8 protein-coding genes and 2 pseudogenes are annotated in these 13,594 nt (G+C 75.7%); 2 read left to right on the top strand and 8 right to left on the bottom strand.

From position 1 onward, the window contains the following. The 4 genes and pseudogenes from ABTY20_RS33345 to ABTY20_RS33330 all read right to left on the bottom strand — a co-directional run. Positions 1 to 1,201 (bottom strand): annotated as a pseudogene (locus ABTY20_RS33345) (ATP-binding protein); the annotation flags it as partial. Further along, positions 1,198 to 1,905, bottom strand: coding sequence for a Pvc16 family protein (locus tag ABTY20_RS33340; RefSeq protein WP_352000888.1), 708 nt, complete (start codon positions 1,903 to 1,905; stop codon positions 1,198 to 1,200). The gene ABTY20_RS33340 and the pseudogene ABTY20_RS33345, both read right to left, overlap by 4 nt. After that, entirely contained in the window at positions 1,902 to 5,138 is a 3,237-nt protein-coding gene (locus ABTY20_RS33335) for a hypothetical protein (protein WP_352000887.1), read from the bottom strand. Before ABTY20_RS33335 ends, ABTY20_RS33340 begins: the two co-directional genes overlap by 4 nt. 167 nt (positions 5,139 to 5,305) lie before the next feature. Next, the gene (locus ABTY20_RS33330) at positions 5,306 to 6,028 is read right to left on the bottom strand and encodes a helix-turn-helix transcriptional regulator (RefSeq protein ID WP_502991948.1); all 723 of its coding nucleotides are present in this window, start codon (positions 6,026 to 6,028) and stop codon (positions 5,306 to 5,308) included. A gap of 204 nt (positions 6,029 to 6,232) precedes the next feature. On the opposite strand from ABTY20_RS33330, the gene ABTY20_RS33325 reads away from it, so the two are divergent. After that, a complete protein-coding gene (locus ABTY20_RS33325) occupies positions 6,233 to 7,597 on the top strand; it encodes a COG1470 family protein (protein WP_352000886.1) in 1,365 nt (454 codons plus the stop codon). A 187-nt stretch (positions 7,598 to 7,784) separates the two neighbouring features. Here ABTY20_RS33325 and ABTY20_RS33320 read toward each other — a convergent pair whose 3' ends face one another. Both ABTY20_RS33320 and ABTY20_RS33315 read right to left on the bottom strand, forming a co-directional pair. Next, positions 7,785 to 8,687, bottom strand: a complete 903-nt coding sequence (locus tag ABTY20_RS33320) for a hypothetical protein (protein WP_352000885.1) — start codon at positions 8,685 to 8,687, stop codon at positions 7,785 to 7,787. A gap of 221 nt (positions 8,688 to 8,908) precedes the next feature. After that, complete coding sequence (locus ABTY20_RS33315) at positions 8,909 to 9,526, bottom strand: RNA polymerase sigma factor (protein WP_352000884.1); 618 nt, start codon at positions 9,524 to 9,526, stop codon at positions 8,909 to 8,911. 425 nt (positions 9,527 to 9,951) lie between these two features. Here ABTY20_RS33315 and ABTY20_RS33310 point away from each other — a divergent pair, with 425 nt between their 5' ends. After that, positions 9,952 to 12,672 carry an FG-GAP-like repeat-containing protein gene (locus ABTY20_RS33310; RefSeq protein ID WP_352000883.1) on the top strand — a complete coding sequence of 907 codons (2,721 nt, stop codon included), beginning with the start codon at positions 9,952 to 9,954 and terminating at the stop codon, positions 12,670 to 12,672. Between the two features lie 140 nt (positions 12,673 to 12,812). Here ABTY20_RS33310 and ABTY20_RS33305 read toward each other — a convergent pair whose 3' ends face one another. Together ABTY20_RS33305 and ABTY20_RS33300 are read right to left on the bottom strand one after the other, a co-directional pair. Continuing rightward, positions 12,813 to 13,208, bottom strand: a complete 396-nt coding sequence (locus ABTY20_RS33305; protein WP_352000882.1) for a hypothetical protein — start codon at positions 13,206 to 13,208, stop codon at positions 12,813 to 12,815. A gap of 71 nt (positions 13,209 to 13,279) precedes the next feature. Continuing rightward, positions 13,280 to 13,594: pseudogene (locus ABTY20_RS33300) on the bottom strand (hypothetical protein); the annotation flags it as partial.

Below are 13,594 nucleotides of genomic sequence, written 5' to 3'. Positions count from 1 at the left end.
CCCGGGCGAGCTCCTCGACGTCGCCGACCGGGCCGGCGGCGCCGGTCGCGGCGGGGCCGGCGGCCGCCGGGGCGAGCGGCCCGGCGTCACCGGCGGCCCGGGCGAGCGCGTGCCGCCAGCGGGCGGCCTGGCGTTCGGGTGAGGGGGCCGCCACGGTGAGCACGACGGGGGCGTCGGCCGCCCAGGCCGGGTCCCAGCCCGTCGCGCCGTACGTGAACAGGGGGACGCCCCGCAGTGCGGCGCAGAGCGCCCCGAGCACACGGGCCCGCTCGGCGGGTTCCCCGGGCAGCGCCGCCAGCGGCCCGAGCACCACGCCGGCGCCGGTCAGACGGGCTTCGAGGGCGATCACCCGGGCCAGCGCCGGCACCTCGGCCGGGTGCCGGGCGAGCGCCGCCGTGTCCAGGACGAGCGGGCGCAGACCGGCCAGGCGCAGGGCCGCGGTGGCCAGCCCCTCGGCGTCGCCGCCCCGGCTGCGCAGGTGGACGAGGCCGGGTCCGGCCCCGGCGGCGGCCGCCGCCCGGCGGACCTCCGCCGCCTCGGCGGTGGGGTCCTCCCGGACCTCGCCGAGCACGCCGGTGAGCCGGGCGTCGGGCCGTGTGTCGCCCAGGAGGTGGCCGGTGACCCGGTCGGGGACCACCAGGACGCGGGAGAGCGGGGGCCGTTCCGGTTCGGTGACCTCCACCAGGCCGTGCGCGACCAGCGGGGCGCCGGGGGCGAGGCGGAACCGGGCGGGCGACGCGCCGCCGAGCCCGCACAGCTCCAGCGCCAGCCCGACCGTGGGCCGACGGCGTGTCAGGTCGTCGTTGAGGTAGCCGTAGAGGCGCTCGAACCGCGCGTCCAGATCGGGTGCCAGGGCGACCAGCAGCAGGTCCAGGTCGAGCGGCGACAGGCCGAACCGCCGGGCGAGCGTGCCGGGGACGGAACCGGCCGGCGGCTGCCAGGGCTCCCGGGCGGGCAGGCCGAGCCCACCCGGCTCGTCCAGGATCCGCGCCGCCGCCTCCGGCGTGAGGTACTGGCCGCGGTAGGGGTCGTCGGGATCCGGATCGGCGTCCCGCCGCGCCGCCACGGCCTCCCTGACCCGTCTCTCGACCGTCCCCAGCCGTACCCAGAGGGCGTCGGGGCCGGGGGAGGGGGCGTCGGGGCCGGCGCCCCCCCCCCCGGCACGGCTCTCCTCGAGCGCGGGTTCCACGGTGTGCGTCACGGCTGGCGGTCTCCCTTGCGGCGGCGCCGGGCCGGGGCCGGCGGGCGTTCACGCGGTCCGGCGAAGCCGTCGGGGCCGGGGTCGCCGACCCCGGTGTAGCGCAGCCGGCGTCCCGGGACCGCCTCCCCGCCCTCGCGCGCGGCGGCGGAGCGCACGACCAGTCCTTCGGTGACCGGCGGCGCGACGGCCCTGGTCACCCCGGCGAGCGGCGCCCGCACCCGGACCCCGAGGGACGCCTTCAGCTCCCCGCCGAGCGCCGACCACACATCGGCGGCGGCCGGCGCCTCCATCCCCGTCCCGGCGGTGTCCAGTCCGACGGTCAGGCCGAGTTCGGCGAGCGAGCCGGTGAGCAGCCCCGGGGGCAGCACGTCGTGGGCCACCAGGGTGCCGAGCACCTGGGACAGCAGCCGGTGCTCGTCCTGCGGGCGGCCCGCCCACGCCGTGACGAGGTACGTCAGCTGGAACCAGCGCGGCGGGGAGCGCCGTGCGACGAGGTTCCCGTCCTCGTCGTACACCTCCCCCGCGCCGGTGCCGCGCCGCAGGGCGTCCTCCCGGATGTCGTAGAGGAAGACGCAGACGGTCGGGGCGCTGCGCCGGGCCGCCCAGTCCCGGGTGGGGGCGTCGAAGACCACCTCGACGCCCGACGCCTCCAGACCGCTCCCGGCGAGCAGCCGGCGCAGTCCCTCGTCGACCTCGTGGATCACCGGCGGGCCACCTCGTCCGGCGGCTGCACGCTGCCGTTGACGACCAGGAAGTCGGTCTTCACCGGGGAGAATCCGGGGCCGCGGGCCGTGATGACGCGCGGTCCGGTCTGGTCCTTGGCGAGGATGAGCAGCTGGCCGGTGAACGTGCCGTCCGCCAGCGGGACGGTCGGCGCCGCCGCCGCGGTGATCCCCGGCGTCCACGTGAACCGCACCGGCACGCCCGGCGGGAAGTCCTTGCCGCGCACGGAGGGGACGAAACCGGGCTTGCCGATCTCCGGCACCGCGACGATGCGCGGCTGGAGGATGCGCAGCCGCTGCCGGGCGGTGTTGTCGCGCTCGTCGGCGTCCGTGCCGCTGGTGGTGAGCGTGCCGGTGACCCGGCCGGTCATCGCCTTGTCCGGGCTGAGCACGACCCGTACGACGGTGCTCGCGCCCGGCGTGAGGTCGGGCAGCGCGCACACCCAGTTCCGGTCGCAGCCGGCCGGCGGCCCGCTGTGGGGGAGGCCGGCGGGCAGGCCGATGCGCAGCCGCAGTCCGGTGGCGAGCGCGTTGCGGCCGTTGCGGACGGTGTACGTCACCACGACCCGCCCGCCGACGTAGCCGGGGTTCGGCTGGGCGGTGACCCGCACCCCGGGACCGGCCTCGGGCTCCTCCGGCTCCGCGGGCGCCGTGGGAGTCGGTGTGGGGGCCGGGGACGCGGGCGGCGTCGGGGTCTGGGTCGGGGGCGGGGTCGGTGCGGGGGTCGGCGGGGCCTCGACCACCGGTACCACGGTCCGGCCCGCGTTGTCGCTGGGCTGCGGATCGATGACCGTACCGGCGACCGACCAGCCGACCGGCGCGTCGCCGGGGACGACTCCGGTGAGCGTGACCTCCACCGGGACGGTGGCACCGGGCTCCACCACGCCGAGGTCGCACTCCAGGGAGGCGGCCTCGCAGGTGCCGCCGGGCCGGCTGATCCGGGTGACCTGCACGCCGGCCGGCGGGGCGACGGTCAGCCGGGTGCCGGGGGAGGCGGCGGGGCCGTTGTTGACCACGTCGACGGTGACCGTGGTGGTGTCGCCGACGGTGACCCGCGGGGCGGTGCCGGGCACCCGGACGGCGAGGTCCACGGACTGCTGGACGGCGGGTTCCTTCTGCCGGCCCGCGAGATCGCCGGTGAGCGCGGTGACGGCGCCGGAGGCGATGTCGAGGCGGCTCAGCTTCTCGGGGCTGTTGACCGCGGCCCCGGTGCGGGAGCTGAAGACGAGCCCCTTGCCGTCGGCGGTCCAGGCGGCGTCGCGGGGCTGGTGCGGGCCGGTGACCGAGGTGTCCGGCAGCTCCCGGCCGCAGGCGCCGGGCACGCCGCGGGCGGCGGCCGGCAGCAGCACCCGGCAGGTGTCGCCGGACGGGGAGGCCAGCAGGATGCCGTTCTCCTCGTCGATCCGGCCGGCGCCGTTCTTGCGGTTGAAGACGATGCCGCGGCCGTCCGGGGAGAACGCGGGGCTGTCGTCGATGACCTCGCAGTCGCCCGGGCAGTTCCTGGCGCTCAGGTCGCTCTGCCGGGACCGGCCGTTCTGCCGGAGCAGGTCGGCCACCGGCACGGTCCACACGTGCTTGTTGCCGCCGGCCCCGTCGATCTCCATGGCGCGGGTGAAGGCCAGGGTGGTGCCGTCGGAGGACCAGGTGGGCTGGGCGTCCCGGCCGGTGAGCTCTCCGTCCGGCGGGACGACCTCGCCGGCGATCGCGCCGCTGGCGACGTCCGCGACGAGGATGCGGCCGGCTCCGCCGACGCCGCCGGGCGAGGTCCGGGTGAAGGCGAGGTACTTGCCGTCCGGGGAGAACGTCGGGTCGGTGTCCCAGTCCGTGTCGGCGCGTTCCTCGAGGTCCATGGGCTCCGCTTTGGATCCGTCGGCGTTCACCGTCCAGATCCGCTGGATCCGCCTGCCGGCGGCGTTGTTCTCGAAGCGGGTGACGACGATCCGGCGGCCGTCGGGCGTGTAGCTCTGCCGTTCGGTCCACGGGTCGTAGCCGGGCCGGGGATCGAACAGCGGGTCCTTGGCGGGGTCGGTGTTGGTGTCGGCCTCCGGATCCTCGTCGAGGATCGTCAGCCCCAGGTCGCGGGGGTCGGAGCCGTCCGTCCGGGCGTCCTGGAGCGTCACCGTGTGCGGGCCGGCCGCGGAGGTGCGCTCGACCACCGCCCTGCCGCCGTCGAGGGGGCCGAGCCAGGTGGGCGAGAGGACGTCCCGGTTCTCGTTGAGCACCAGCGAGGGGACCCGGTCGGAGTGGGCGGTGGACCGGAACACGTGGTCCCAGTCGCCCTCGCACTCACAGGTGGTCTCGGGGCTGAGGAACACCAGACCGTCCCCGTCGGGCAGCCACGCTGCCCCGTGGGCACGCCAGCCGGCCCTCGCGCCCCCGAACAGCGGCTCGTCGGCCGTCCCGTTCGTGATCCGCAGCCGGCGTACGGACTTCCCCTCCTCGGTCGTGGTGACGGTGTACGCGATCCAGCCGCGATTGGTGTCGTCGTCGACCGGGTTCCACGCCGGTTCGGAGGCGGTGCCGTTCGCGGGGTCGGTGATCCGGGTGGCGATGCCGTCGTACAGGTTCCGTACGTAGATCTGCCGGCCGGCCGACGAGTCGACGTCGGAGGCGTACGCGATGCGCTTCCCGTCGGGGGAGACCGTCGGGTCCTCCTCGTCGTCGTCCGGGGTGTTGGTCAGCCGGGTCAGACCGGTGCCGACGGTGCCGTCGGTGCGCACCAGCCACAGGTCGCGCTGCGTCCCGCCGCCCGCGGCGGGCTCGGCCGCGTCGAACACCACGAACCGCCCGTCGAACGTCAGTTGGGGGTGCGCCGCGTCCATGCCGGTGGTGAGCCGCCGTACCGAACCGTCGGCGGCCCGCAGGTAGATCTGCGGGTTCTTCTCGTCGCGGCGGCTGGCGAAGACCAGTTGGTCGCCGAGGGCGGACGGCTGCACGTCGTAGTGGGCCGGCTCCTCGTCGGAGGGGGCCGGGCCCTTGCCGGGCAGCGCGGTGCTGGAGGTGGTGCTGGCGACCTCGCCGAGACTGCGGTGCCCGGTGCCGGCGTACACGATCCGGGTCCGACCGGCGTCCGCCGCGTCCGCCGCGGCCGCCGTCCGCGGCTCGGCGCCGCCCGGACCGGCCGCCGCCGTCACACCGAGCAGGGGGGCGAGCAGCAGCAGCGACATGCCGAGTCTCCCCAGGCGGTACCGCCCGCCGGAGCCAGCGGTTTCCATCACGGTCCCCTTCGCAGTCTGGTGCGGCACCTGGATGTGCCCCCGCCACCATGGACCGGCCGCGCGCACGGCGGCAGGGCGGTGGGGCCGCACCCGGGGGAAGCGCGGGGTGCGCTTTCGGGCAGCGCGGGCTTCCCCGGCGTCGTCGGCGGGGACCCGGCCGGCCCTCAGATCAGTCCGTTGCGCAGCGCGTAGCCCACGGCGTGCGCCCGGTTGCGCAGTTGCAGCCGGGTGATGACCTCGTGCAGGACGTTCTTGACGGTGCGTTCGGAGTACGAGGTCTTGCGGGCTATCTCCGCCGTGTCCAGCCCCTCCGACACCAGGCGCAGCATGTCCGCCTCGCGCGTGGTGAGGGTGGACAGGGACAGGGACCCGGGGTCGAGCGCGGAGCGCCGGAGGCTGCCGACGTGGTGGAGCAGGTCGCCGAGCAGGTCGCCGGGCAGCATCCCCTCGCCGTTGCCCGTCGCCAGGACCAGGCGCAGCAGCTGGTCCTGATCGGCCTCGGCACGGCGCAGCACCGCCGCCACCCCGCACTCGATGACGCGTTGCAGCCCGCCGCCCCCGAGGGCTCCCACCACCAGGCAGGTGCGGGTGGCGCTGTTGTGCCGCAGCCGGTTCAGCAGGGCGGCCACGTCGTCGTCGACGGTGTCGGCGACCACCAGGGACACCTGGGCCGAGTCCACGTCGTCGGCGTCGGCCAGGTCGATCTCGGGGCGGTGCCGCAGCTGCTGGACGACACCCACCCGCAGTACGGGGTCGGCGGCGTAGACGGCCAGGGTCACCCGGGCCGGGCGCTCGGAGCGGGAGGGGCGGTGGATCCAGTCGGCCCGGACGGGGTCCCGGGACACGGCGTCGGGCGCGGCAGGCCCGTTCTCTTCTGCGCGGAACACGATTACCTGTTTCATGAGTCGGTGGGGGGTAAGAGGTGAGAACACGAGGCGATCACGGGAGGGGCGGGGCACGGGAGGCGGCTCGCCACATCAAGGGCCCACCATCACGGAGGAGTCGACATGGGCTTGCCGGGCAGCGCGACTGCCCGCGCATTGCCCTCGCGTTCCTCGCCGCGCCGCCGGGCGCGCTCCTACGGTGGGGGCGTGACACCTTCCGCAGCCTCTTCCGGTCCCGGTGCGCCCGGCCTCGACATCCCGGCCGTGACGGTGACCCCGGGTGACACCGCCACCACCACCCTGACGGTGCGCAACGACAGCGACATCGTCGAGGCGTACGACCTGCGGGTCGTCGGGGACTGTGCCGCCTGGACCACGGTGGAGCCGGCGCGCGTCTCCCTGTACCCCGGCACCTCCGAGACGGTGACGCTCCGTCTGGAGCCGCCGCGCTCCCCGGAGGTCCGGGCCGGCGAGATGCCCCTCGGTGTGCGGGTGCTGCCGAACGAGCACCCGGACGCGGTGCGGGTCCTCGAGACCACCGTGCACGTGGGGGAGTTCCACGAGCTCCGGACCGAGCTGTCCCCGCGCCGCCGGCGCGGCTGGCTGCGCGGCCGCTACCTGCTGGCCGTACGCAACCAGGGCAACACCCCGGTGCGGGTGGGCTTCACCCCCGGGCAGGCGGGCGAGGAGCTGGGGTTCGCCTTCGCCCCGGAGCGGCCGGAGCTGGAGCCCGGCGAGTCGGCGGAGGTCGCGCTGCGGGTCCGCACCGCCAAGCCGGTGTGGTTCGGCGCCCCCGTGGTGTGGCCGTTCACCGTGGACGCCGCGGAGGCCCGCGACCAGGAGGAGCCGGCGGAGGACCGCTGGGACGATCCCGTCGTACGGCCGCCGCTGGACGCGGAGTTCGTCCAGATCCCGGTCTTCCCCAAGTGGCTGCTGGCGCTGCTCGCCGCGCTGCTCGCGCTGTTGCTCGCCTGGTTCGCGCTGGTCCGTCCCGCGGTGCGCAGCGCCGCCGAGGAGGCGGCCACCGAGGCGGTCCAGCCGCGGCCGACTCCGGCCGGGGAGCAGGAGGCCGCCGGGGAGTCCCCCGGCACCGGCGCGGACAGCCGGCCCGGAGGCGGCGGCCAGGAGTCGGGGGCGGCGACCGGACCGGGCGGCGGAAGCGGCTCCTCGGCCGGAAGCGGCTCCTCGGCCGGGGGCGGCACCACGGCCGGCGGCCGGCAGAGCTCGGCGACCATCGACCTGAAGACGGGCGCCGGATCGACCAGGACCGGTACCTACAAGGTGCCCGAGAACAGCGTCTTCGGGATCACCGACATCGTCGTCGCCAACTTCCAGGGCGACGAGGGCGTGCTGACGATCTCCTTCGGCGATCGCAAGATCACCACGATCGCGCTGGAGACGTTCCGCAACCAGGACTACCACTGGGTCACTCCCATCGAGATCCCCGAGAACGACACGGTGACCATCAGCGTGACCTGCGCCAAGCCCGGGACACCGGCCACGGGTCGTCAGGCGTCGGAGTGCCACGAGGTCCTGAACGTCAGCGGGGTGCTCAGCACCACCACGCAGTGAATCGGACGTTCTGCTTTCGAACTCAATCCTCAGTCAGTTCAGTCAGTGGCGACTGCATCCGTGAAGTTTCGAAAGGCTTTCGGCCTGAAATCGATAGCCTTGGTCTCAAAACCAGCATCCGACCCCAGGGGCCCCGCGGGGAACTGAGTTCCGCGGGGTGGTGACGCGGCCGACGGCCGCGGACGCGCTACGGGCGACCGGCGCCCGGGTTCCCGGACTTCCTCGTGCCGTCGCCGGAGGCGCCCTTGTCCGAGGCGTCGTTGCCCGAGGCACTGCTGCCCGAGGCGCCCGAGCCGTTGCCCGCGCCGCGCGCGGCCCTGTCGCTCGCGCCGCCCGAGGAGCCGTTCGCGGACCGGCCGGCCGTGCCGCCGCCCTCCTGCGGCGCCCCGGTGGTGCCGGGCCGTGCCCCGGTCCCGGTCCCCGTCCGCCGCCCGGCGCAGTAGGCGTCGACGTTCGCCGCGCCGCCCGCCGCCTCCACCAGCCGCTTCCAGGCCGTGGAGTCCAGCGCCTCGCCACGTCCCCGGAGCTGCCCGTGGGCACGGCAGGGGGCGTCGGCGTCCCGGGCCGTCCCCGGGCGGTCCGGGCGGCCGGTTCCGGTACCCGGGTCCGCCGGGCCGCCCACGGACGGGCCGGCGGTGCCGGGCGACGGGCCGGTGGCGCCGGGGGACGACGGGGCGTGGGTGCCCCCGCCCTCCTCCGCCGGGCCGTCCGTGGACGAGCCCGTCGCTCCGATGCCGGCGACCGCGACCCCGCTCAGGGCGAGACCGGCGACCAGCGCGGAGAGCGTGGCCTTCAGCGAGTGGCGGCCGAGCCGGCTTCGACGGGCCCGCCAGTCGTCCCGGCGCCGGGTGCGCGCGCCGTGCGCCCCCGGCTCCCGGGCGGCCAGGAACGCGGCGACGGCCCGCTGCTCGGCCCCGGCGTCCACGCCGGGGCGGACCAGCGCGGCGGCGAGCAGCGCCTCCAGCTCGGCGGTGTCGACGACCCGGCGCCCGCCCGTGACGGAACCCGCGCCGCCGGACCCGGGCGGCGCTCCCTCGGGGTGCGCACGCCGACGGCCGGCCGGCCCGCCGTCGTTCTGCCGTTCACCCATGCCGTTTCCGTTCCTGCTCGTTCCGCTTGATACCCGCACCCGACCCGCCGCGCCCGCGCGGACCGGCCACGCGGGCGGTGCCGCCCGGACCGACGCGTACGTTCCGCGTGTCCGGCCTGTTCAGCCGGCGGCCCCCGGGGACCGCCGCCGGCCGCCGGGCGCGGGCGGCCCGGGCCGGACGTCGCCGCGCCGCCCGCCGCGTCCGCCGTCCCGGCCGGCGCTCACGCCGACTCACCCAGCGTCCGCGGCGCCTCATCCGTCACACTCTCGACGCCGAGCTGCTTCGCCAGGCGCTTCAGACCCCGGTACGCGGCCGTCCGCACCGCGCCCGGCCGCTTGCCGAGGACGCGGGCGGCGGCGGGGCCGTCGAGGCCGACGACCACCCGCAGCAGCACGGCCTCGGCCTGGTCGCGCGGCAGTCCGCCGACCAGTTCGAGGGCGCGCTCGGTGGAGAGGGCCTCCAGGGCCTGGTCGTGGGTGTTCTGCGGTCCGGGCAGGTCCAGGACGTCCTGTTCCAGCGCGGAGGGCCGGGGCCGTACCCGCTGCCGGCGCAGGTGGTCCAGCGCCCGGTGCCGGGCGATGGTCGCCGTCCAGCCCCGGAAGCCGGCGCCGTCGCCCTTGAACCTCCCCAGGTCGCGGGCTATCTCCAGCCAGGCGTCCGACATCACGTCCTCGGCGTCGTCCCCGACGAGCCCGCGCACGTAGACGAGCAGGCCGGGCTGCACGAGCCGGTAGGCCACGGCGAAGGCGGCCTCGTCCCCCTTCTGGGCCCGCGCCACGGCCGCGCCCAGTTCCCCGTCGTACGCCTGTGTGCGGCGGGATCGCCCTCCGTGGCCCAAGAACCGTCCTCGTCCGTACCGAGCGCGTGGCGCACCGCCATCGCGTGGTGCGAACACGTCCGACGGCGCCCGCACCCCCACGGTCATCAGCGTCCGGCGCCACGAAAGTGTCACAGCTCGTCACCCGCCTCACGCGGCACACGCGGGCGGCGGCCGGAACGGGTTCGCCCGCGAGGCCCGCGTCCGGGCCCCGGAGGACCGCGTGACGGGCCGTCCCGCCCCGCACCGGCCGGGGACGTGACGACCGCCACACGGCCACCTCGCGGAACGCGTGCAACCTTTCGCCGTCCCGTACGTCAACGAGATACGTCCGGGATGCGTGGGGCCGGTGACGTCGGGTGTGACGTCCGGTCCGCGCCCGGCGCTGGATGAGTGCCACCTGTGGGACAGGTGGTGTTCGTGTTCCTTCTCTAGGGGTGGGGTAGTTGAGTCCTCGCAGGACCCATGCGTACAAACCGCTCAGCCTGAAACGGCGGGCCTGGCTGACCGTCGGAGCCGTCGTGCTCAGTGGCGCGGGCGTCGCCACGTACGCGGTGGCCGATCAGACGTCCGCTCCGGAGGACCCCGGCGTGGAGGCCCGTGATCCGAGCATCCACACGCTGAAGCTGGAGAACCGGGGCGCGGGCCGCCGCGGTCTCGACCGGCAGGAAACGGAGCGCTTCAGCGCGGTGCTGGTGACCTGGGACAACCCGGAGGCGGACGCCAAGGGCACGCCCCAGGTGCGCACCCGGGACCTGGAGACCGGCAAGTGGTCCGGCTGGCAGGAGCTGGAGGACGAGCCGAGCCAGGCCGACGGCGCGGAGGGAGAGCGCGCGGCGACCCGCGGCGGCACGGCGTCGGTGTGGACCGACGACTCCGACGGCGTCGAGGTGCGGGTGGTGAACGCCGACGGCACCCAGGTGGGCGGCCAGCCGGCCGGCATGGACGTCAAGCTCCTCGACCCGGGCACGGACCCCGAGGGCGCGCCGACGGTCGCGAGCATGGAGCCCGCGGCGTTCCTCGCGGAGACCACGACGCCGACGGCCCCGGAGCCGACGGAGACGCAGACCACCGAAGCGCCGGCGGAGACGCCGGCCACGGAGACGCCCGCCACGGAGACGGCCACGCCCACGGACACGGCGTCCGCGGAGCCGTCCGGCACCCCGACGGAGACGGCCACGGACACCGCGTCCCCCGATCCGACGTCCACCGTCCCCGCGCCCCGCCCCTCCACGGTCGTGAAGCCGCCGATCATCACCCAGGCCGAGTGGGGCGCGTCCACCGACTACGACGGCACGCCGAGCTACGGCACCGAGATCAAGGCCGCCGTCGTCCACCACACCGGCGTCGACAGCGACAACAGCGTCTCCTGCGCCGACTCGCGGGCCCGGATGCGCTCCATCCAGCAGGAGCACTTCGCGCGCGGCTACTACGACATCGGCTACAACTTCGTCGTCGACCGCTGCGGCCAGATCTTCGAGGGCCGCAGCGGCGGCATGGACCTGCCGGTGGTCGGCGCGCACGACGTCGGCTTCAACACCGACACGCTCGGCATCTCGTACATAGGCAACTTCGAGAGCGCCCGTCCGAGCCGGGCCGCGCTGGACTCGATCGCGCGGGTCGTCGCCTGGAAGTTCGGCATGTACGGCATCGACCCGACCGGCAAGGTCACGCTGACCTCCGGCACGGAGGCCGGCGTCACCGGCAACAAGATCGACAAGGGGAAGTCGGTCACCCTGCCGCGGGTCTTCGGCCACCGGGACACCAACTACACGGCCTGCCCCGGCGCGAACCTGTACCCGAAGCTCTCCCTCATCGCGGCGCTCGCCAAGACCCCGGGCGTCTCGCACGCCCTGGCCACCTCGGACCACAACCGGGACGGCCTCGCCGACCTGGTCGCCGGCACCCCGAAGGCCTCGAGCGGCGGCAGCGTGACCGTGGTCCCCGGCGGGCTGAACGGGCCGGTCACCGCCGCGAAGAGGACACTCACCCAGAGCAGCCCCGGCGTCCCCGGCTCCAACGAGTCCGGTGACGGCTTCGGCACCTCCACCGCCTGGGGCGACGTCAACGGCGACGGCCACGCCGACCTCGCGATCGGCCTCCCCGGCGAGGACGACACCAGCGGCCACAAGGACCGCGGCAGCGTCGTGGTGATGTACGGCCCGGAGCTGGAGACCGGCTTCTCGTACTCCACCTCGGGCGTCACGCAGACCGGCGCCAAGCTCGGCACCACGGTCGCCGTCGGCGACTTCGACGGCGACGGCCGGGCGGACGTGTTCGCGGCCGGCACCGGCCGGGGCGGCAACTGGAACGCCCGTCACACCGACGGCGCCACCACGTACGGCACGCTCACCGGCTCCACCGGTTCCGTCTCCTACCTGGACGCCGCGAGCGGCGACTTCAACCGGGACGGCTACGCGGACATCGCCCTCAACTACCGCGACGCCGGCGGCGTCGGCCGTGTCGTCCGCTTCGCGGGCTCCGCGTCCGGCCTGACCAAGGCCGGTGTCATCTCCGTCAAGGGCGGGCGTTCCATCGCCGCGGGCGACTTCAACGGCAACGGCTACGACGACATCGTCATCGGCCAGCCGGTGGCCGCCGAGTCCGGCGGCTCCACGTCGGGCGGACGGATCACCATGGTCCTCGGCACGTCGTCCGGGTTCACCACCTCCGGCATGCGGACCCTCCACCAGGACACCTCCGGCGTCCCCGGCGGCAACGAGTCCGGTGACGCGCTGGGCACCTCGGTGTCGGCCGGCGACTACAACCGCGACGGCTACGCGGACGTCCTGGTCGGCGCACCCGGTGAGGACCTCACCCGCGCCGGCGCCAACCGCAAGGACGCCGGCCAGGCGCTCCTGTTCCGCGGCTCCTCCTCCGGGCTCACCGGCTCCGGCGCGGTGAGCGTCTCCCAGGACACCTCCGGCGTCCCCGGCTCCACGGAGTCCGGCGACCGCTTCGGTTCCGCGGTGTCGCTGACGGACCTGTCCGGCTACGGCCGCGCGGACCTGACGGTCGGGGCCGAGGGCGAGGACACCTCGGACGGCGTGCTGCTGTACGTGCCGAGCAACAGCTCGGGCCTCGGCTACGGCGACTCGTACGCCTTCGGCAAGGGCACCCTCGGCCTGGCGGCGGACCTGCGGCTGGGCCGGACCCTGACGCCGTAACCGCACCGCCGGCACGACGACGGCCGGGGTCCGCGCGCCGTGCGGACCCCGGCCGTCCGCGTCACCGGCGGCGAGGGGCCGGCCGGCTCACCGGCCCCCGCGCCGCGACGCCCGAGGACGCCGCGCCGCGGGGCGCCGGATCACGGACGCGGCGCCCCGCCGGACGCGTCGCGGCACAGCAGGCGGAGGGAGCCGTCGCCCGTGTAGCAGCGGCGGGCCTCGTCGATGGGGTCCCAGAGGCGGCCGTCGGGGGTGCGGACCCAGTGGTCGCCGCCGGAGGACCACCACTCGCCGCCGGTCTGCCGGGCGATCACCTCGCCGGCGTAGGCACCGAATCCGCGCAGCACCAGTTCCACGGCGGCGAGCGGGGCCGCCTCCCGGCGTATGTCCTCGATCACCCGGTCGACGCTCCACAGACTGCGCGCCGAGTAGTCGAGGCGCAGCCGCGCCCCTTCGCGCATCGCCGCCACCGCGTCCGCCGCCCAGCGGACCGGCTTGGTCGCGGCCGAGGGCCTGGTCTCCTGCTGTGTGGTCACAGTCGTCGCAGTCGTCACACCCTGGTAAGCGCCCCGGAGAAGCGTTTCGTCACTGCCGTCCGGGGCCGGAGTCAGTCGCTTCTGCGGCTGCGGCGGGAGACCGCGGCGCGCAGGACCCGGCGTCCCTCCGTCGAGACCTCGAGGGCTCCGCGCAGGCCCCCCGGGCCGGGGGCGGCGAGGAGTTCCAGGACCGTGAGCTGGCGCCGCAGTTCGGCCGCCAGCAGCGGCGACAGGCCTTCCGCGCGCCCCTCGCGGCGGGCGTCGGCGAGCCCGGAGTCGTCGGCGGCGCCGTCCAGCATCCGGTGGACGCGCAGCGCGGCGACGGAGCAGTCGTCGGCCCACTCCCGCAGCCCGGCGGCGGACCGCTCGGCGGGGGCTCCGGCGAG

The organism is Streptomyces sp. NPDC126497 (genome assembly GCF_040302425.1).
GTDB lineage: Bacteria > Actinomycetota > Actinomycetes > Streptomycetales > Streptomycetaceae > Streptomyces.
This window is presented reverse-complemented; position numbering and strand designations above follow the sequence as displayed.

Coding starts and splice junctions, on each gene's coding strand:
- ABTY20_RS33335 (WP_352000887.1), bottom strand. CDS start 5,138: ATGGAAACCGCTGGCTCCGGCGGGCGGTACCGCCTGGGGAGACTCGGC.
- ABTY20_RS33320 (WP_352000885.1), bottom strand. CDS start 8,687: ATGGGTGAACGGCAGAACGACGGCGGGCCGGCCGGCCGTCGGCGTGCG.